The sequence below is a fragment of the Dongia sp. genome, assembly GCF_041905885.1.
Classification (GTDB): Bacteria; Pseudomonadota; Alphaproteobacteria; order Dongiales; family Dongiaceae; genus Dongia.
Window position 1 is genome coordinate 94,507 of record NZ_JAYRKD010000003.1, and the last position, 18,100, is coordinate 112,606.

At 64.5% G+C, this 18,100-nt stretch carries 19 protein-coding genes; 6 read left to right on the forward strand and 13 right to left on the reverse strand.

All coding sequences use genetic code 11. The features are described from left to right. The first annotated feature begins 25 nt into the window (after positions 1-25). Positions 26-796, forward strand: coding sequence for a C13 family peptidase (locus ACH2CY_RS03745; RefSeq protein WP_395016076.1), 771 nt, complete (start codon positions 26-28; stop codon positions 794-796). A gap of 6 nt (positions 797-802) precedes the next feature. On the opposite strand, the gene ACH2CY_RS03750 is transcribed toward ACH2CY_RS03745, so the two are convergent. From ACH2CY_RS03750 to ACH2CY_RS03765, 4 genes are all read right to left on the reverse strand, one after another. Beyond that, positions 803-1,222: a type II toxin-antitoxin system VapC family toxin gene (locus tag ACH2CY_RS03750; RefSeq protein ID WP_395016077.1), complete on the reverse strand. Its 420-nt coding sequence runs from the start codon at positions 1,220-1,222 to the stop codon at positions 803-805. Positions 1,223-1,227: 5 nt separating this feature from the next. Further along, positions 1,228-1,470, reverse strand: a complete 243-nt coding sequence (locus ACH2CY_RS03755; RefSeq protein WP_395016079.1) for an antitoxin — start codon at positions 1,468-1,470, stop codon at positions 1,228-1,230. Positions 1,471-1,561: 91 nt separating this feature from the next. Further along, a complete protein-coding gene (locus ACH2CY_RS03760) occupies positions 1,562-2,083 on the reverse strand; it encodes a hypothetical protein (protein ID WP_395016082.1) in 522 nt (173 codons plus the stop codon). A gap of 13 nt (positions 2,084-2,096) precedes the next feature. Then, the gene (locus ACH2CY_RS03765; RefSeq protein ID WP_395016083.1) at positions 2,097-4,448 is read right to left on the reverse strand and encodes an adenosylcobalamin-dependent ribonucleoside-diphosphate reductase; all 2,352 of its coding nucleotides are present in this window, start codon (positions 4,446-4,448) and stop codon (positions 2,097-2,099) included. 142 nt (positions 4,449-4,590) lie between these two features. Between ACH2CY_RS03765 and ACH2CY_RS03770 the strand changes: the two genes are divergently transcribed. Beyond that, on the forward strand, positions 4,591-5,703 hold the full coding sequence (locus ACH2CY_RS03770; protein ID WP_395016086.1) for a serine protease: 1,113 nt from the start codon (positions 4,591-4,593) through the stop codon (positions 5,701-5,703). On the opposite strand, the gene ACH2CY_RS03775 is transcribed toward ACH2CY_RS03770, so the two are convergent. The 5 genes from ACH2CY_RS03775 to ftsE form a co-directional block, all read right to left on the reverse strand. Continuing rightward, on the reverse strand, positions 5,654-6,535 hold the full coding sequence (locus ACH2CY_RS03775) for an IS1595 family transposase (protein WP_395016088.1): 882 nt from the start codon (positions 6,533-6,535) through the stop codon (positions 5,654-5,656). The genes ACH2CY_RS03770 and ACH2CY_RS03775 overlap by 50 nt on opposite strands. Before the next feature lie 169 nt (positions 6,536-6,704). After that, positions 6,705-7,463 carry a lysophospholipid acyltransferase family protein gene (locus tag ACH2CY_RS03780; RefSeq protein ID WP_395016089.1) on the reverse strand — a complete coding sequence of 253 codons (759 nt, stop codon included), beginning with the start codon at positions 7,461-7,463 and terminating at the stop codon, positions 6,705-6,707. Next, on the reverse strand, positions 7,445-8,158 hold the full coding sequence (locus ACH2CY_RS03785) for a YdcF family protein (RefSeq protein WP_395016091.1): 714 nt from the start codon (positions 8,156-8,158) through the stop codon (positions 7,445-7,447). Before ACH2CY_RS03785 ends, ACH2CY_RS03780 begins: the two co-directional genes overlap by 19 nt. 3 nt (positions 8,159-8,161) lie before the next feature. Next, positions 8,162-9,058, reverse strand: a complete 897-nt coding sequence (locus ACH2CY_RS03790; RefSeq protein ID WP_395016093.1) for a cell division protein FtsX — start codon at positions 9,056-9,058, stop codon at positions 8,162-8,164. Further along, positions 9,058-9,810 (reverse strand): cell division ATP-binding protein FtsE, encoded by a 753-nt coding sequence (gene ftsE / locus ACH2CY_RS03795; protein ID WP_395016095.1) that lies wholly within the window; start codon positions 9,808-9,810, stop codon positions 9,058-9,060. Before ftsE ends, ACH2CY_RS03790 begins: the two co-directional genes overlap by 1 nt. Positions 9,811-10,009: 199 nt before the next feature. Between ftsE and ACH2CY_RS03800 the strand changes: the two genes are divergently transcribed. Then, the gene (locus ACH2CY_RS03800; protein WP_395016098.1) at positions 10,010-10,732 is read left to right on the forward strand and encodes a DUF3426 domain-containing protein; all 723 of its coding nucleotides are present in this window, start codon (positions 10,010-10,012) and stop codon (positions 10,730-10,732) included. 289 nt (positions 10,733-11,021) lie between these two features. Beyond that, a complete protein-coding gene (locus tag ACH2CY_RS03805) occupies positions 11,022-11,399 on the forward strand; it encodes a response regulator (protein ID WP_395016100.1) in 378 nt (125 codons plus the stop codon). 89 nt (positions 11,400-11,488) lie between these two features. Here the strand turns inward: ACH2CY_RS03805 and ACH2CY_RS03810 are convergent, their stop codons facing one another. The 4 genes from ACH2CY_RS03810 to argH are packed head-to-tail and all read right to left on the reverse strand — an operon-like array spanning position 11,489 to position 16,931. Then, positions 11,489-13,966 carry a TIGR02302 family protein gene (locus ACH2CY_RS03810; protein ID WP_395016101.1) on the reverse strand — a complete coding sequence of 826 codons (2,478 nt, stop codon included), beginning with the start codon at positions 13,964-13,966 and terminating at the stop codon, positions 11,489-11,491. Between the two features lie 53 nt (positions 13,967-14,019). Then, on the reverse strand, positions 14,020-15,279 hold the full coding sequence (gene lysA, locus ACH2CY_RS03815) for a diaminopimelate decarboxylase (protein ID WP_395016104.1): 1,260 nt from the start codon (positions 15,277-15,279) through the stop codon (positions 14,020-14,022). 22 nt (positions 15,280-15,301) lie between these two features. Continuing rightward, positions 15,302-15,469, reverse strand: coding sequence for a lipoprotein (locus tag ACH2CY_RS03820; RefSeq protein ID WP_395016107.1), 168 nt, complete (start codon positions 15,467-15,469; stop codon positions 15,302-15,304). A gap of 19 nt (positions 15,470-15,488) precedes the next feature. Beyond that, entirely contained in the window at positions 15,489-16,931 is a 1,443-nt protein-coding gene (argH, locus tag ACH2CY_RS03825; protein ID WP_395016109.1) for an argininosuccinate lyase, read from the reverse strand. Here argH and ACH2CY_RS03830 point away from each other — a divergent pair. Further along, entirely contained in the window at positions 16,930-17,511 is a 582-nt protein-coding gene (locus tag ACH2CY_RS03830; RefSeq protein WP_395016110.1) for a TlpA disulfide reductase family protein, read from the forward strand. The two genes, argH and ACH2CY_RS03830, sit on opposite strands and share 2 nt — an antisense overlap. Then, entirely contained in the window at positions 17,508-18,089 is a 582-nt protein-coding gene (locus tag ACH2CY_RS03835; protein ID WP_395016113.1) for a TlpA family protein disulfide reductase, read from the forward strand. Before ACH2CY_RS03830 ends, ACH2CY_RS03835 begins: the two co-directional genes overlap by 4 nt. Positions 18,090-18,100: the final 11 nt, after the last annotated feature.

Here is an 18,100-nt window from a genome sequence, read left to right on the forward strand (position 1 = left end):
AATCGTCCTCTGCGACAGTGCGGGAATGAGAAGGATCACCTCCGTCGCACTCGTCGTCGGATTGTTGGCATTCCTCGCCGGCGCTGTCGCCGACCGCCACGGCTATCTCGATGGACTGACCTGGGCTTCGCAAGCCGCACCGCTGCGGACGGTGCGCTATCACGCCATCCTGGCCGCGGGCGATGCCTCGATCGGCAACTTCGACCGCGCGGCGGTGACCCTTGCGACCCGGCTGAAGCGGAGCGGCGCCGACACCACGGTGCTCACCTCGGACCAGAAGAAAGTCGCCGACTGGCGCGGCCTCGCCACCGCCTATCGGATCGACGTGCTGCTCAACCAGGTGGACATGAAGCCCGGCGAAGGCTGCCTGGTCTTCGTCACTTCGCACGGCAACGAGTATGGGCTGGTGATGAAGGCGGACGAGGAGGAATACGCCTATCTCCGGCCCGAACGCCTGGCCGGAATCCTGACCCGCCATTGCGGCGACCGGCCGACCGTCGCGATCCTCTCCGGCTGCCATACCGGCACCTTCCTGTCGCCGCAGATGCAGCGTGAGAACCGCATCATCCTGACCGCGGCCCGGCACGACCGCACCTCATTCGGCTGTTCCTCCGACTATCTCTTCACCTATTTCGACGAATGCCTGCTGGAGGCGCTGGAGGATGCCGGGACCTGGGCCGCGATCTTCGACCGCACGCGGACTTGCGTGGCGAGGAAGGAGGCGAAGATGCACATCACGCCCTCTCTGCCCCAGGCCTTCTTCGGCGAGGCGGTGAAGGATCTCGGGATCGAGTAGCGACGGCTACCGCCGCGCCTTCGTCCAATCAACCCAGTCGAGTTCCTTTATGCGAGAAAACTCTGCGTGATTTGCCGTCACGAGCGTTGCCTGCCGGCGCAGCGCCTGGGCGGCAATCAGGAGATCAAACGGTCCGATCGGACGGCCCTTTGATTCCAGGGCAGCGCGGATGAGGCCGGCGGTTTCAGCGTCTTCGCTGTCGAAATCCAAGACCGTGAGTGGACCTTTGAAAAATGCCCGCAGCCGTTCAGAATTGCGTTCGCGATGGGTGCTCTTCCCGACGCCATACCAAAGTTCAAACGCCGCGATCGACGAAACATGGATCGCGTGGCCCGCTGCCAGCTCCCCATCGAGATGATCACGAACGACATGGTTTCTGCCGTTGATCAAGTCAATGCAGGCGTTGGTGTCGAGGAGAAACGGCATCGCCGTCAGAAGATCTTCCGCTTAGGCATCTTCGGCTGGTTCCGCCCTTCCGGCATGAAAGGTTCGTCCGCAAAGCTATCCAATCTTGCAAACCACTCGGCCGTGTTGGTGACCAACGGCTCGAGCAGAACGCCATTGCCGTGCCGCTTGATTCGGACCCGATCACCCGAAAAGCGAAACTCTTTCGGCAGGCGCACCGCTTGGCTGCGACCGTTGGTGAAGAGTTTAGCCGTGCTGTCCTTAGCCATAGTCGACATTCTCCCGATATATACCCATAGTATATACCAAGATGGATTACACTTCAATTATTCGGCGGTGAAGGATTTCTGGGTCTAGTGGTTATTCTTGGAGTCCGAAACGAGCGCGCACTACATCGTAAAACAGCATCTCCTGAAGCGCCGCTCCAGCGTTTGCATTCTCTGACGATTCCCCAGTGATAGAGGAAAGCTCTTTACGAATAACGGGGGCGCGCCGACGTGCTTCAACTACGTCTGGATCTTGATCGTAATCAGTTAGACCATAGGTAACGCTGATACATTTGTCAGCGTTAGCGATACCTCGCATGTATTCCGCATCTTTGCTCTGCTGAAGGCGGATCACATTGCGAACAATCTCCTGGCCGTTTCTGCCCGAAACGTCAGAGAGCACATCCATCATAACGTAGCCCATATCAGCGCCCTTGACCGCGCCTCTGGTGACCAGCTTGGCAAAGAGGCCAATGCAGCCGTTTATGTAACCAAGGACGTATGGATCTTCCCAGAATCCGGCGGGCAGTCCGTCGGTTATCTCAAGGAGTTTAATCAGAGGTCGAACCGCCTCAGTCGCCGCCTTAGTCGCCTTTCTCCGAGCCGATCCAAACATTCGACAGTCCCCATTACCCGCACTTCGAGAAGCCGCAGCTGGTGCAGAGATCGCAGCCTTCCTGGCGGATCAGCGAGGGTGAGCCGCATTTCGGGCAGTGCGGCAGCTTCCGGCCGCCGGCATCGCCGTTGCCCTGGCCGTCGGCCAGGTTGGCGACCTTGCGTGCCACCATGCGATCAAGCTCGGCGCGGTCTTTCGCCGGATCCGGCAGGAAGCCGATGTTGATCATGTGGCGCTCGATCACGTTGCCGATCGCGGCCAGCAAGGACGGTACGTAGCGGCCTTCCATCCACGATCCGCCGCGCGGGTCGAACACGGCCTTTAATTCCTCGGCGACGAAGGAGACGTCGCCGCCGCGGCGGAACACGGCGCTGATCATGCGCGTGAGACCGACGGTCCAGGCGAAATGATCCATGTTCTTCGAGTTGATGAAGACCTCGAAGGGCCGACGGCGACCGTCCTGGATGATGTCGTTGATGGTCACATAGATCGCGTGCTCGCTTTCCGGCCAGCGGATCTTGTAAGTGCTGCCCGGCAAGGCTTCCGGCCGGTCGAGCGGCTGGGTCATGTAGACCACGCCGCCCGCCTCGAACACGTCCTCGGGCTTGTGCTCGACGCGTTTGGGGAGTGGCAGCTCGGCCTGTGCGGGAACAAGCTCGGTCTTCGGCTTGGTCTCCAGCACCGCGCCGGTGATCTCGTTCGGGCGGTAGGTGGTGCAGCCCTTGCAGCCGCTCTCGTAGGCGAGCGTGTAGATGTCCTTGAAATCCTCGAACGGCAGCTCGACCGGGACGTTGATGGTCTTGGAGATGGCGCTGTCGACGAACTTCTGCACCGCTGCCTGCATGATCACATGATCGGCGGGGGTGAGCGATTGCGCATCGACGAAGGCTTCGGGGAGCGGCGTGGTCTCGCCCTTCAGGCGTCGGAACAGGCGATAGGCATGGTCGCTGACCTCCTCGGCCTGGCGCGTGCCGTCGGGCAGCAGGATGTTGCGCGTGTAGGAGAAGCTGAACACCGGCTCCAGGCCGGAGGAGACGTTGTCGGCAAAGATCGAGATCGTGCCGGTGGGCGCGATCGAGGTCAGCAAGCCGTTGCGCATGCCGTGCCGGGCGATCTCCGCGCGCACATCCTCGTCCAGGCCCAGCACGTTCTCGCCGGCCAGGAACTTCTCCCGGTCGAAGAGCGGGAAGGGGCCCTTCTCGGCGGCGAGCTCAGTGGAAGCGAGATAGGCCGCGCGCTCGATCGCCTTCATCCATTGGCCGGTCAACTGCACCGCCGCCTTGCTGCCATAGCGCGCGTTGCACATGATCAGCGCATCGGCGAGGCCGGTGACGCCGAGGCCGATGCGTCGCTTCGCCTTGGCCTCGGCCAGCTGCTGCTCCAGCGGGAAGTTGGAGACATCGATCGCATCGTCCAGCATGCGGATCGCGGTGCGCACCAGCTCGTCCAGCGCGGCGAGGTCGACTTCGGCATCATCCTCGAACGGCCGCGCCACCAGGGCGGCCAGATTGACCGAGCCGAGCAGGCAGGCGCCGTAGGGGGGGAGGGGTTGTTCGCCGCAGGGGTTCGTGGCCTGGATGGATTCGCAGTAATAGAGGTTGTTCCGCTTGTTGATGCGGTCGATGAAGATCACGCCGGGCTCGGCCGAGGCGTAGGTCGAGCGCATGATCTTGTCCCAGAGATCGCGGGCCTGGACCACCTTGTAGGTGACGCCCTTGAACTTCAGCTCCCAGGGGCGGTCTTCCTTGATCGCCTGCATAAAGTCGTCGGTCGCGAGGACCGAGAGATTGAACATCCTGAGGCGGCCGGGCTGGTGCTTGGCCTCGATGAAGGCCTCGATGTCCGGATGGTCGCAGCGGAGCGTCGCCATCATGGCGCCGCGCCGGTGGCCGGCCGACATGATGGTCCGGCACATCGCGTCCCAGACGTCCATGAAGGAGAGCGGGCCGGAAGCATCCGCGCCGACGCCTTTCACCGGCGCGCCCTTGGGCCGGAGGGTGGAGAAGTCGTAACCGATGCCGCCGCCCTGCTGCATGGTGAGGGCGGCCTCGCGCAGGTGCTCGAAGATCCCGCTCATGTCGTCCGGGACCGTGCCCATGACGAAGCAGTTGAACAGGGTGACGCTGCGCTTCGCCCCGGCGCCGGCGATGATCCGGCCGGCGGGGAGGAATTTGAAATCCGCCATCGCGGCGGTGAAACGGTCGGCCAGCTCAGCGCGCCGCGACTCCGGCTCGGCCTCCGCCAGCGCTTCCGCCACGCGCCGCCAGGTGTCCTCGATCGTCTTATCGACCGGGGCGCCGTCGGGCCCTTTCAGGCGGTATTTCATGTCCCAGATCTGCTGGGAGATGGCGGCCACTTGCGGCATGGGATGCTCGAGTTCCGGTGTTCAAAAGGGGGCGGATTTTAGCGCAGAGCCGGCCTCAACGCTAAGGCTAAAGTTCTCAAACTGTTCCCGCTGTTCCGCGCTAAACCATCCCGAGCCTATCCCATCAGAGCAAGTAATCGGGATGGAAAAAGTGGAACAAATCACAGCCATAAATAAGTGGGATTTTGACTTTGAGAAGGTTGCCGTCCAGGCTTACTCCCTTGCGGGTTCTCCGTACACAAGGTGGGTTCCGGCTGGCATGCCACAGCTTCCTAGCGGTCTCGCGGAGTCGGTTTTTTACCTTTACGAGGATGAGGCTTCGGCGCTGGCCGGAAGGCCGTTTGGCGGCACCGGATTCTTCGTCGGTTATCCGACCGGATTAGCTTCTCCCGCCCCTCAGTATTTCATCTATGCCGTCACAAATTGGCACGTCGCGGTGCGCGATGGATTCCCGGTCATACGAGTTAACAAGCACGGTGGTGGCATAGATGTTTTGCCCTTGGATTGCGCTGAATGGGAGTTCCGCCCTCAGTGGCACGACATCGCAGTTGCTGAAGTTTCATTGAGCGGCATTCACGAATTTACCGTAGTACGCTTGGACATGCTTCTGACCGAGGAAGAAGTTCGCGCCAGATTTATGAAGGCTGGCGAAGACGTGTTTATGATTGGCAGATTTGTAGATCATGACGGAGCAACCGCGAATGTTCCGGCGGTTCGATTTGGCAACATCAGCACGATGCCGCAGCCCATTAGACAGGTCACCGGAGCGAGCGACCTAGGCAGCTTCATTCTAGATATGCACTCTCGTACGGGGTACTCCGGCTCTCCAGTATATGTTTATCGAACGCTTGACCACGATATGCGCCCGCCGTACCTCGCCCGCACGTCGAACATAAACTTTATAGCCCTACTGGGCATCCATTGGGGCCAGTTTCCAGAGCAATGGGAAATCAAGTCCGGAGGCAATCCCCTCCCCGAGGTGGTAAGCGCGTCAGATGATGCTAGGTACATCAAGGGCATGAGCGGGATGACTATGGTTATCCCCGCTTGGGCGATAAGGGAGATGCTTGAGATGCCGAAGTTTCAGGAGCGGAGAAAGAAGCGGCTCGCGGAGATCGCTCGCGAACACGGCCCCGATATGTCACCTGTCGCAGAATCAGCCGCCGAACAGCCCTCTGACTCAAACCCTGCACACCGAGAGGCCTTCAATAATCTGCTGGGCGCGGCAGCGAAAACGAAGCGATCAGACGGTTAAACATCGCTTCGTGCGACTTGCGCATGTTCCAGCGATAGGCAAACTCGGCGGCATACTTCCAAAGGTGCTGACTGGAGACGTGGATATGGGTCCCACGGATCGACCGCTTCAACTGGCCCCAATGGCTCTCCAGATTGTTGACGTGATGCTTGCCGCGCGCGTACTCGCCAGCGGAGTGCGTCACGGTCTCATGCCGATAGGACGTGTCTAGCTTCGCGTAGGCTTGGTTCTCGTCGCTGCTGATCGTGCTGCCAACCTTCACATGGTTCTGGATGATCGGCACAAGATCGGCCTGTGAGGCACTGTAGACGGTGCCGGTGCGCATGATGTCCCGGTCCCGCTCGTACATGCCGAACACGATTGTCTTATTGCTGCCCTCGATGCGGCGGTCGTCCTGGGTCTGCTTTCCGCCAACGTAGGTTTCGTCCACTTCGATGTGGCCTGAGAGAAGGGTCTGATCGCTGGCTGCGGCCATCAGCTTCCGCAGCTCGTGCGCCATCCGCCAAGCCGTCTTGTAGGTGCAGCCGATCTGACGCTCCAGCTCCTTGGCCGCCACGCCATGCCGCGTGCTGGTCATCAAGTACATGGCAAAGAACCAGTTCGTTAACGGGGTCCGGCTCTTTTCGAAGATGGTTCCGACGCAAGGATACACATGATGTCCACAGTGCGAGCAGGCATAGGCGCGGCGCTTGGCAATCCGGTTAAATTTCCCATGAACTCCGCAGGTTGGGCAGATTATCTCATGTGATCCGAACTGGATGGTGAAGATCCGATCCAGGCAAGCGCCGTCGTCCGGGTACTCGGCCTGGAACTCTTTGAAGGTATATTTCATCGGATCAACCCCTTAGCAGATGCTAGGGGATATAGGGCGTCAGCGTACTTGTTTCAAGGGGATAATAGCGAACCATCCACAGAGTTCAGCGGCATAGCCTTTTGAATCTAAGCTATCTTTTGATGAAAGCAACTGCTGTCCACAGGCTGTGGGCGGAGTTGTCCCGAGGCTATCGCCGGTCGCCCTGCAGGAGGGCCGTGACGGCAGGCTCGATCCGGTTCTCGAGCTCCTTCATGAACAGCTTGCGGTCAAGCCCGGGCGGGATCGGCGGCAGGATCTGGACCACGATCGTGCCGGGACGTTTGACGAAGGCGCGGCGGCCCCAGAAGAGGCCGGAGTTCAGGGCGACCGGCACCACCGGCACCTTCTGCTGGGTGTAAAGCGCGGCGACGCCGGGCTGGTAGGGCTTGGACTGACCGGGGGCAACCCGAGTGCCTTCCGGGAAAATCAGGATCGAGCGACCCCCTTCCAGGGTCTCGGTCGCCTGGCGGGCCATGCTGCGGAGCGCGCTGGCCCCGGCCTTGCGGTCGACCGCGATCATCCCGGACTTCTTCATAAACCAGCCGAACAGCGGGATCGAGAGCAGTTCCTTCTTCAGAACGAAGGCCGGGAAGCCGAGGTAACGGGAGAGGAACAGGGTCTCCCAGGCCGACTGGTGCTTCGAAGCGTAGATCGCCGCGGCCTGGGGCAGGTGCTCCGCGCCGATGACGCGGTGGTCGATGCCGACGACGTGCTTCAGCAGCCAGAGCGTGCCGTCGATCCAGATCCCGCCCGCCGCCTGCACCGCGCGGCGTGAGGCGAAGAGCAGCGGCAGGCAGACGACATGCATCGCCGCGCTCCAGAGCCCGTAGAGCAGGTTGAACAGGATGGAGCGCAGGACCAGGCCCGCGCCGGCCGGGGCGGCGTCGTTCATCCCTTGCCGGGCCATGCGAGCGACCATCCCGAAGTCCCGCGTTGCACCATCTCCGGCAGGGAGCGGCCCAGGGCGACCAGGTATTTGTGATACTCGTTGATCAGCAGCAGCAGGGTGCGCGGCTTCACGAACCAGTGCGGGTCGCGCACCTCCGAGGGGAAGACCGGGTTCGGCACCACGGCGATATCCGGCACCTTGCGCCGGAACTCGAGCAGGCTCCGGAGCATGTGATAGTTCGCGGTCACCAGGCGCACCGACTTGGCGCCGTTGCTGCGCAGCCATTCGGCGCTCTCATCGGCGTTGCCGACCGTGTTGCCGGCCTCGTAGCCGAGGGTCACGCAGCAGGCGAGCTCCTCGGCGCTCGGCACCGTATCCCGCTGGTCGCCCAGCCGGTCGATCAGCTGCGGCAGCGCAACACCGGGAGCGACGCCGGAGATCAGCAGACGCTTGGAGAGGCCGCGGTCGATGAGGCGGAAGCCTTCGGCCAGCCGGTCGCCACCACCGGTCAGCACGATGATCGCATCGGTCTTGCTCTCGCCGTCGATCTTCGAGGCCTGGCCCGGAATGACCGCGATGAAGGCCAGCAGGCCGATCAGCCAGAGCGTTAGCACCCCCAGCAGCAGATGCAGGAGGCGCGACCCCCAGCCGCGGCGGCGCTGGTTGGGCGCGTCGCGGAAATTGATGCGGGAGGAACTGCGGGCCATCGCCATGGCTTAGGGCATTCTCGCCAGCGACCGCATCACGGTGCGGCGCGCGGTGAACATGGCGAGCAGCGCCACCACGACGGGCAATGCGCCGAGCACGACCCATTGCCAGGGCAGCAGTCGGAAATCGAAGCTCAGGCCCGGGTTGGCCGCATCGAGGCTGTAGGCGACCACGCGGCCGATGCCGAGCAGGGTCGCGGCGCCAAAGCCCAAGCCGACGATGCCGCCGAGGATCCCGAGCTTCAGCGCCTGGGCCTGGAACTGGCGCGCGATGTACTGGTCGGGCGCGCCGATCAAATGCACCACCTCGATCACGCCGCGATGGGTCGCAAGACCGGTGCGGGTCACGAAGATCACGGTCAGCGCCGCGGCGGCGAGGGCGAGCGCGCTCAATGCCGCCGCCAGGGCCTGCAGCGAGCGCAGGAAACCGAGCGCGTCGGCGACCCAGTCACCGTGGTCGTCGACCTGCGCCGCCGGCACGATCTGCTGCAGCTGCTCGCGCAAGGCGGCGAGGTCGATGGTGGCATCGGTGCGCCGGGTCACCGCGATCATCGTCGGCAAGGGCACGTCGAGCTGGCCGGCGTCGGGGCCGAGCCAGGGCTCGAGCAGCGCGGCGATCTGGCTGTCCTCCAGCACCGTGGCGCCGGTGACGCCGGGCGTGCCGGTCACCAGCTCCATGGCCTGGTCGAGCTGCTCGGCGCGTTTCTCGGTCTCGAGCTCGGCCGGGAAGGGGAGCTCGACGGTGAGATTCCCGGCCAGACCCTGGCGCCAGCGTTCGGCGACGCGGTCGACCGTCAGCGCCGCCGCGACCGCGATCACGCAGAGATAGGTCATGAAGCCGATGATCCAGGGCAGGAAGCGCGCCGAGGCGTCACGGTTGAGCGGCAGGTCGCTGCGGCCGAACATCAGGCGGCACCCGGACGTTGCGCCGGGCTCTTCGCCGCGGCGCCGGGAATGGCCGCGGCGGATCCCGCGGACGGGAAGGCGGTCATGGGCCGTGGATCGAAGACGCGGATCGAGCCCTCCTCGATCCGGAGCTGGCGGTGGCTGAAGCGGCTGACCAGGGTATCGTTATGGGTGGCGATCACGACCGTCGTGCCGAGGCGGTTCAATTCCTCGAACAGATACATGAGCCTGAGGCCGATCACATCATCGACGTTGCCTGTGGGCTCGTCGGCGAGCAGCAGGCTGGGGCGCGCGATCACCGCGCGCGCGATCGAGACCCGCTGCTGCTGGCCGCCCGAGAGCGTCGCGGGCAGAGCCTCGAGATGATCCTTGAGGCCGACCCAGGAGAGGAGTTCGGTCACATGCTTCTTGATCTCGGCCTCGCGCACGCCGGCGATGCGCAACGGCAGCGCCACGTTGTCGAAGGTGGAGAGATGCTCGATCAGCCGGAAGTCCTGGAACACGACGCCGATCCGCCGGCGCAAGGCCGGCATCTCGGCGCGGTTGAGAGACGCCACGTCGCGGCCGAACAGGCTGACCGTGCCGCGGGTCGGCCGCAGCCCCAGATACATCACCTTCAGCATGGAGGACTTGCCCGCGCCGCTGCGACCCACCAGGAAGTGGAAGGAGCCGGGCGCCAGCGTGAAGGTCACGTCGCGTAGAATCGGCGGGCCGGCGCTGTATTGCACCGCGACCCCATCGAACAGAATCACGGTCGTCCGTCCCGTGCGGGGCTGTGGAAAACGAAGCCACCCTAAGGTGCCCCGGCAAAATGACACAGGCCGTTTCGGCTCGTCCAGTCTTGCCTACCGGAGCGCCGAGTCAGACGGCTTTAAGGGCGGTCCTTGCCTTGCAGGAGCCAGATCGAGGTCCTATAACGGCCTGTCATCGTAAAATCATGCGAGTCGAGTCGTGATCGTCAGTTGTCCCGCCTGCGCGACCCGCTTCTCGTTGGATGCCTCGCTGCTGGGACCGAACGGGCGCAACGTGCGCTGCGCGAAGTGCGGGCATCGCTGGCGCCAGGAAGCACCGGCGCCGATCGAGCCCCTGCCGCCGGTTGAGCTGGAAGCGCCGGCCGAGGAGCCGCCGCCGGGGATGGCCCCCGGCCTCGCCGCCCTCTTGAGCGGACGCGAGCAGCAGCAGAAGTCGGCCGCGGCCGTGGTGGTCCCGCCCAAGCTCAAGCCGGCGCAGCCCAAGCGCAAGGTCGGGATCTGGCCCTGGATCCTGCTGCTCGGCATCCTCTGCGGCCTTGGGGTCGCGGCCTATATCTACCAGGCGCCGATCGCGCGCATGTTCCCGGCCGCGCAGTCGGTCTTCGACCTGTTCGGCGCCGGCGAAAGCGATGCGGCGCGGGTGCTGCAGATCGGCAACCTGAAGTCCGAGCAGCGCTCGGGATTCCTCTCGGTGCGTGGCGACGTCTTCAATCCCTCGGACTATCCGCTCAAGGTCCCGCCGCTCATGCTCACGGCCCAGGACGCGCAAGGCGCGCCGCTCGGCACCGCCTTCATGTTTCGCACACAGGAATCCGACATCGCACCGGGTGAGACGATTACCTTTCGCATGCCTTTCGAGAACCCGCCCAAGGGCATGAAAGGCTTCAGCGTGACATTTGGTCGCCTGAACGCCGCCAAGTAGAGCGGCCCGCAAAGCGAACGCAGGCTTCAATTACCTTCAGCGTGGAACCACACGAGGTTGTGCGCGTTTACGGTCGCGCTCACCAAATTTTAACGGCTGAAGACTACTCTTCCGGGGTGTATCGGAGTCGACGCGAGTCGCGCCAAACGAAGCCAAATTCAAGTGGTTACGGCTTTGTTTACCTTAACGACTCGGAGTGAAGGCGGCGATGCCCGGGAATGACAACGAGAGTGAAGACACAGTGATGAAATTCGGTGGTGGTCAGACCCTGACCGGTGGACGGTCCGTGATGGCTTCTATCCTGGTGGCCGAGGATGATCAGGCGGTGCGCGATTTCGTGTCGCGGGCCCTGGCTTACTACGGCCACAGCGTGACCTCGGTGCCGGATGGCAGCGCGGCGCTCGCCGCTTTGTCGGAGCGCCGCTTCGATCTCATGCTGACCGATATCGTGATGCCGGGTCTCGACGGCGTCGCCCTGGCCGCCCAGGCCACCAAGCAGGACCCGGCGATGCCGGTCCTGATGATGACCGGCTTCGCCAGCGAAGGCCAGCGCGCCCAGACCGCCGCCGGCCCGGTCGAGCGCGTCATCTCGAAGCCGTTCTCGCTGAAGGAAATCTGCGCGGCGGTGGAAGAAGCGCTCGCTGCGCGTCGCGGCAAAGTGCACTGAAAGGTCGATCCTAGACACAAAGACGCCGCGGACTGGATCAGTCCGCGGCGTTTTTCTTTGTGCGCATCACTAAGAGCCAGCGCAAAAACCTAGAACTGCTTCAGCAGCCGGTCCAAATAGTCGCGCTCGTCGCGGGGGCGTTGCGGGTCGTTGCGGCGCAGGCGCAGCTCTTCGAAGATTTGGCGGGCGCGTTCCATCTCCGACTGGTCGGGGACCTTGACGCCGGTGGTGTTGACCGAGTTGCCGCCGGCGGAATCCTCCTTGGGCGTGGTGCGGCCGAACGGGTCCATCGGGTCGCGCTGGCCCGGGCCGCGGTTCATGCCGGCCTGCATCTGCTGCTGCATCTGCTGCATCGACTGCTGCATCTGGCTCAAGGCCTGGTTCTGCGCTTCGCCGGCGCCCTCGAAGTCGCCTTTCTTCAAGGCATCGACCGCGCGGCGCATCGACTGCTCGGCCTGGCCCATTGATTGCGGCATGTCGCCCATCATGTTGCCGAAGTCGCGCATCAGCTTGCCGAAGTCCTGGCGCAGGCCTTCCTGCTCGCCGGCCTGGGGCTGGCCGTTCATCTGCTGACCTTCGCCCTGCTGCTGGCCGCGCTGCATGCGGAAGCTGTCCTGCAGCAGCTTGTCCTGCTGCTGCTGCATGCGCATCAGGTCGTTCATCATCTTCTGGGCCTGGCTGCCCTGCTGGTCCATCGGCATCGGGATGCCGGCCTGCAGGTTCTCCAGCATTTGTTGGAGGCGATCGAGCATCTGCTTGGCGGATTCGCGCGAGCCGCTCTGGGCCATGCGGCGCGCGTCGTTCAGCATCTTGTTCAGGTCCTGCTGCGAGAGCTTCAGGCCGTTGGGCGAGAGGCGCTGCATCTGCATGCCGTTCTTCATCGCCTCCTGGAGCTGCTGGCGCATGTTCTCCAGGTATTTGTTCATCGCCTCCTGCACCTGGTTCATCAGGCGCTCGATCTCTTCCTGGCTGGCGCCGTTGTTGAGCGCCTCCTCGAGCCGGCGCTGCATCTCCCGGAGCTCGCGCATCGCCAGCGAGACGCCGCCGTCTTCCAGCGCCAGCGCGGTATCCCAGAGCTGCTCCTCGAGGTTGGCGAGCTCGTCCTTGGAGAGCGCGTCGCCGGAGAGCCGCCGCCAGGCCAGGTTCAGCGACAGGAACACCGCGACATTGCCGTCATAGGCCTCGGGCTGGGCGTTCAAGCCGCGCAGCGCCTCGGCGACCGCGTCCTTTGAATCCGGATCGCGGGCCAGCTTCTTGCGCTGTTCGATGATGGCGCGGGCGACCGGGTGATAGAACTTGCGCTCGGGCAGGGTGATGACGACCGGGGCCGAGGCGCCGATCTGGCCCTGGGCGTCGCGCGCCACCAGGCGGATCTCGACCTCGAGGCCGGACCAGGGATGCGCGGTCAGGTCCTGGTAGGAATAGGCCTTCAGCTCCTTGGCATCGAGCTGCGGGATCGGCAGGTTGAGCTCGAGGCTCTCCTTATTCGTGCCTTCCTTGGCGAGTTGGACGACGGCCTTCACGCTCTTGATGCCGTAATCATCCTTGGCGGTGTAGTCGAGCCGGAGCACGCCGCGATCCGTGGCGCTGGGATCGGTGGCGAAGGCGATGCTCGGTGCCTGGTCGGGCACCACCTTGATCGGCCAGCGGGCGAGGGTGTCGCCGTCGGCCTCGATCGCGATCTCGTCGCCGGACTGGATCTTGCCTTCGATCCGCTGGGTGATCGCGTCCAGCATCTCGAAGTCCTTGCTCTCGCCGTTGGCGAGCAGGGTCGCCTTGGCGCCGATGCCTTCGGCTTGCGCGAGCAGCTTGCTGCCCGCCGGCACGGTGAGCGGTGTCGCTTCGCCGCTTTCGAGCTGCACGGCGCTGGACAGGCTGATCGGCGCCAACCGGGTGAATTCGGGCGGCGTCAGCCAAGCCTCGACCTTGCTGGTCTCGGACTGGGTGAAGGCGGAGAAGTTCGGATGCACGGCCTGAATGAGGCGCTTCTGCCAGCTGTCGCCGGCGACGAAGATGCTGATCACCAGCGCCAGCAGCACCACCGCGCGCAGGCCGTAGGGGTCCTTGGCGGCGACGGTCCCACGCGGTAACCCGAGGAAGGGGACCCCGATCGAGGCGATCAGCCGGCGGCGATAGCTCTTCCAGAGGCTGATCGAATCGGCATCGATCAGGTTCGAGGCCTGGGCATCGGTCAGATGGGTGATCGGGCGATGGGTGAAGCCGCTGTCGGTCTCGACCCGGCGGACCGCTTCGCCGCCCTGCGGCAGCCGGAAGCCGCGAAAGCCGTACCAGAGCGAAGCCAGGAACCCCAGGCCGCAGAGGATCAGGAGAATGAGCTGCGGCCAGGCCGGGAGCAGGCGCGGGACCCCGAACAGGGCGAGGGCAACGCAAGTGCCGGCCACCAGGAAGGCCGGCAGCAGGGCCGGCAGCAGCCGCTCCAGGAACAGCCAGAGCCAAGCGGCCGAGACATAGGCGCGGATCCGCAGCGGCAACCCATCGCCGCCGCGCGGCGCCGCGGCCGCCTTGCGATTCTGCTCGAGAACTGAGCGCCGCTGCCCTTCAGCCAAGGGGCGATCCTCCTGCCCGGTTCGCCTACGCGTTCATATGGGGTGACTTTACCCTAAACCCATGCCGGAACAACATCCTGGCCGATCAAAGTGTCATAACTGAGGCGCGGCCGGACCACCGCGAAATCTCCGCCTTTAACCATCACTTCCGGGGCCAGCGGGCGGGTGTTGTAGGTAGAAGCCATGACCGCGCCATAGGCTCCCGCGGTCATGAAGGCGACCAAGTCGCCCGGGGAAACCGGCGCCATCGGCCGCTGTTCGGCGAAAAGATCGCCGCTTTCGCAGATCGGCCCGACCACATCGACCCGCTCCACCGGCGCGTCTCTGTCCGGCGCCCTGACCGGCAGGATCTCGTGATAGGCGTCGTAGAGCGCCGGGCGGATGAGGTCGTTCATCGCCCCATCGACGATCACGAATTTGCGACTGACCCCCGCCTTCACGTTGATCACCTTCGCCAGCAGCAGCCCGGCATCGCCGACGATGCTGCGCCCCGGCTCCATCTCGAGCTGGACCCCGAGATTGCCGACCGTCTCCATGACCGCCGTGGTGTAGTCGTCGACCGCGATTGTCTGCTCGCCGCGATAGGAGACGCCGATGCCGCCGCCGAGATCGATGCGGCTGACCTTGAGGCCCGCGCCGCGCAGCTGGCGCGTGAGCTCGGCGAGCTTGCCGAAGGCCGAGCGATAGGGCGCGATGTCGAGGAGCTGCGAGCCGATATGGCAGGCCAGGCCGATGATCTCGATCCCCGGCAGCTTCGCCGCCTCGGCGTAGATCTCGGCGGCATGGGCGATGTCGATGCCGAATTTGTTCTCCGCCTTGCCGGTCGAGATCTTGGCATGGGTCTTGGCGTCGACGTCGGGATTGATGCGCAGGACGGTCGGCGCCTTCTTGCCCAGGCTGATCGCGGTTTCGTTGAGCGTCAGCAATTCGCCGCGGGATTCGACGTTGAACTGGTGGATGCCGGCCTGAAGCGCCGCCACCATCTCGTCCCGGGTCTTGCCGACGCCGGCGAAGACGATGTCGTGCGCGGCGATGCCGGCCTTGAGCGCACGGTACATCTCGCCGACGGAGACCACGTCGGCGCCGGCGCCGAGTTTCCCCAAGGTCGCGATCACGCCCTGGTTGGAATTGGCCTTCACCGAATAGTAGATGCGGGCATTCAAGCCGGAGAGGCTCTTCGCGTAACGCTGATAGCGCTCGGTGATCGCGGCGGAGGAATAGACGTAGCAGGGCGTGCCCACTTCCTCGGCGATCCGGCGCAGCGGAACGTCCTCGGCATAGAGCTCGCCGTCCTTGTGATGAAACGGATTCATTGATTCTCTGATTTTTGGGATCTCAACCGCTGAAGACGCCGGTCTGGGGGTCGGAGGATTGCGGATAGGTGTGCGGGTAGTCGTCCTTCTTGCCCTGGGGCAGGGTCGGATCGCCCTTCTTGCCGCAGGCCGCCAAGGTTGTGGCCACGGCCAGTGCCAGCAGGAGTGCCACGAAGCTGTGCAGTCTCATAGGAAGCGCTCCCTTATGTTCATAGAAAGCGCTCCCGCGCCTGGGCGGCGGCCTTGCGCACGTTGTCGGGCGCGGTGCCGCCGAAGCTGGTGCGGCTGGCCGCGGAGTGTTCGGGGGTGAGGACGGTGAAGAGGTCCTCGGTGATCTTCGGCTCGATGGCCCGCATCTCGGCCAACGTGAGCTGCTCCAGCGGCAGGTTCTTGCTCTCGGCCAAGCGCACCAGCTCGCCGGTGGTGTGATGGGCGCTGCGGAACGGCACGCCGAGCTTCCGGACCAGCCAGTCGGCGAGATCGGTCGCGGTGATGAAGCCACCGGCGGTCGCGGCCTTCATCCGCTCCGGGTTGGCCTTCATGTCGCGCACCATTCCGGCCGTCGCGGCCAGCCCCAGGCGCACGGTGTCGGTCGCGGCGAAGGTCGGCGCCTTGTCGTCCTGCATGTCCTTGCCGTAGGTCAAGGGCAGGCCCTTCATCACGATCAGCAGTTGCGTCAGCATGCCGATCACATGGCCGGCTTTCGCACGCACCAGCTCGGCCGCATCCGGGTTGCGCTTCTGCGGCATGATCGAGGAGCCGGTGGTGAAGGCATCCGAGAGCGAGACGAAACGGAAGCCGTCGCTGGTCCAGAGCACCATCTCCTCGGCGAAGCGGGAGAGATGGATGGCGATCAGCGACAGCGCCGACAAATATTCCAGCGCGAAGTCGCGGTCGGAGACGGAATCGAGCGAGTTCGCGGTCGGACGGTCGAAGCCCAAGGCCTTCGCGGTCTGGTGCCGGTCGATCGGAAAGGAGGTGCCGCAGAGCGCCGCGGCGCCGAGCGGCGATTCATTCAAGCGCGCCCTCGCATCGGCCAGGCGCGAGACGTCGCGGCCGAACATCTCGACATAGGCGAGGAGGTGATGGCCGAAGGTGGTGGGCTGCGCCGGCTGCAGGTGGGTGAAGCCCGGCATCAGGGTCGCCGCGTGCTCCTCGGCGCGGTCGATCAGGGCGCCGAGCAGATCCTTCAGATCGAGGGTCACCTCGTCGCAGGCGCGCCGCACCCAGAGGCGGAAGTCGGTCGCCACCTGGTCGTTGCGGGAGCGGGCGGTGTGCAGCCTTCCGGCGGCATCGCCGATCAGCGCCTTCAGCCGCACCTCGATATTGGTGTGGATGTCCTCCAGCGCCGCGTCGAACTTGAAATTGCCGGCGTCGATCTCGGCGCGGATCGCCTCCAGCCCCTTGGCGATGGCGGCGCCGTCTTCCTTGCTGATGATGCCGCGGTCGGCGAGCATGGCGGCATGGGCCAGGGAGCCGGCAATATCCTCGCGATAAAGCCTTTTATCCACATCGATCGACGCGTTAATCTCTTGCATCACGGCCGAGGGGCCGGCGGCGAAACGCCCGCCCCACATGCGGGTTACCGCTTCGTCGCCGATCCCCGGATTGTTTGGGGCTGCGGCCGGTTTTTTAGGATTCTGTTGCGTCATGGTCTCGATTTTAACTCGTCTTGCCCTCGGGCGGTTTATCCACCTTTCCGCCTTCGTCGCCATCGCCTTTTGGGGGGCGACGGCCGGCGCGGCGGAACCGCCCAAATTTGCCGGAATCTCCGGCGACTTTAGCCCGATCGACCCGCCGGAGCAAATCGCCGCGCCCAAATTCCAGGACAAAATGGGCCAGCCGGTCGGCCTCGACGACTTCAAGGGCAAGGTCGTGGTCTTGAACTTCTGGGCCACCTGGTGCCCGCCCTGCGTGGCCGAGATGCCGGCCCTGGACCAGCTGCAATCCGACCTCGGCGGCAAGGACTTCGCCGTGGTCGCGGTCTCGACCGATCGCCAAGGCATCAAGAAGTCGGCGCCGTTCTATCGCCGCGCCGGGATCAAGAATCTCAGCCTCTACAACGACACCCGCGGCAGCCTGCAGGAAGCCTTCCAGGCCAGGAGCCTGCCGTTCACCGTCGTGATCGACCGCGAGGGCCGGTTGGTCGGGCGGATCGAAGGCGCCGCGCAATGGGATTCGACGGCGGCCAAGGCGCTGATCGCGCATTACCTGAAGGGGAATGCGTCGTGACGGCATCGCGCCTGCGCATCCTGGTTCCGGTGCTGATCGCGGTCCTGGTCGCGATCGGGGCCGGCGGCACCTGGTATTGGCGGATGTCCGCGCCGCCGCCGCCCAGCGCCCTCGCGGGGGTCGCGCTGCCGGAAGGCTTCAAGCCGGTGGAGCCGCCAATGCAGATGGGCGGCTTCGCCTTCCAGGACGCGGACGGCAACACTGTGCGTCTCGCCGACTTCAAGGGCCGGCCGGTCCTGCTCAACATCTGGGCCAAATGGTGCGCGCCCTGCCTGGCCGAGATGCCGACGCTCAATCAGCTCCAGGCCGATGCCGCGCCGGGCACGCTCGCCGTCGTCGCGGTCGCGGTGGACGAGCCGAACCCCGCGAAGGTGCGCGACTTCCTCGCCAACCGGCGCTGGGATGCGCTGAAGCCCTATCTAGATCCGAAGAACGTCTTTGCGAAAGCCCTGGAGATCAAGGCGATCCCGGTCTCGCTGCTGATCGACAAGAATGGCTTCGCGCTGGTGCGGGTCGATGCGCCGGTCGATTGGTACAGCGCCGAGGCGATCAGCCTCCTGAAGCAGACGATCCTCTAGCGCCGTATAAG

Coding starts and splice junctions, on each gene's coding strand:
- ACH2CY_RS03780 (WP_395016089.1), bottom strand. CDS start 7,463: ATGGCCCGGCAAGGGATGAACGACGCCGCCCCGGCCGGCGCGGGCCTG.
- ACH2CY_RS03830 (WP_395016110.1), top strand. CDS start 16,930: ATGGTCTCGATTTTAACTCGTCTTGCCCTCGGGCGGTTTATCCACCTT.
- ACH2CY_RS03805 (WP_395016100.1), top strand. CDS start 11,022: ATGGCTTCTATCCTGGTGGCCGAGGATGATCAGGCGGTGCGCGATTTC.
- argH (WP_395016109.1), bottom strand. CDS start 16,931: ATGACGCAACAGAATCCTAAAAAACCGGCCGCAGCCCCAAACAATCCG.
- ACH2CY_RS03790 (WP_395016093.1), bottom strand. CDS start 9,058: ATGTTCGGCCGCAGCGACCTGCCGCTCAACCGTGACGCCTCGGCGCGC.
- lysA (WP_395016104.1), bottom strand. CDS start 15,279: ATGAATCCGTTTCATCACAAGGACGGCGAGCTCTATGCCGAGGACGTT.
- ACH2CY_RS03770 (WP_395016086.1), top strand. CDS start 4,591: ATGGAAAAAGTGGAACAAATCACAGCCATAAATAAGTGGGATTTTGAC.
- ACH2CY_RS03750 (WP_395016077.1), bottom strand. CDS start 1,222: ATGCCGTTTCTCCTCGACACCAACGCCTGCATTGACTTGATCAACGGC.
- ACH2CY_RS03785 (WP_395016091.1), bottom strand. CDS start 8,158: ATGGCGATGGCCCGCAGTTCCTCCCGCATCAATTTCCGCGACGCGCCC.
- ACH2CY_RS03820 (WP_395016107.1), bottom strand. CDS start 15,469: ATGAGACTGCACAGCTTCGTGGCACTCCTGCTGGCACTGGCCGTGGCC.
- ACH2CY_RS03760 (WP_395016082.1), bottom strand. CDS start 2,083: ATGTTTGGATCGGCTCGGAGAAAGGCGACTAAGGCGGCGACTGAGGCG.
- ACH2CY_RS03765 (WP_395016083.1), bottom strand. CDS start 4,448: ATGCCGCAAGTGGCCGCCATCTCCCAGCAGATCTGGGACATGAAATAC.
- ACH2CY_RS03745 (WP_395016076.1), top strand. CDS start 26: ATGAGAAGGATCACCTCCGTCGCACTCGTCGTCGGATTGTTGGCATTC.
- ACH2CY_RS03775 (WP_395016088.1), bottom strand. CDS start 6,535: ATGAAATATACCTTCAAAGAGTTCCAGGCCGAGTACCCGGACGACGGC.
- ACH2CY_RS03755 (WP_395016079.1), bottom strand. CDS start 1,470: ATGGCTAAGGACAGCACGGCTAAACTCTTCACCAACGGTCGCAGCCAA.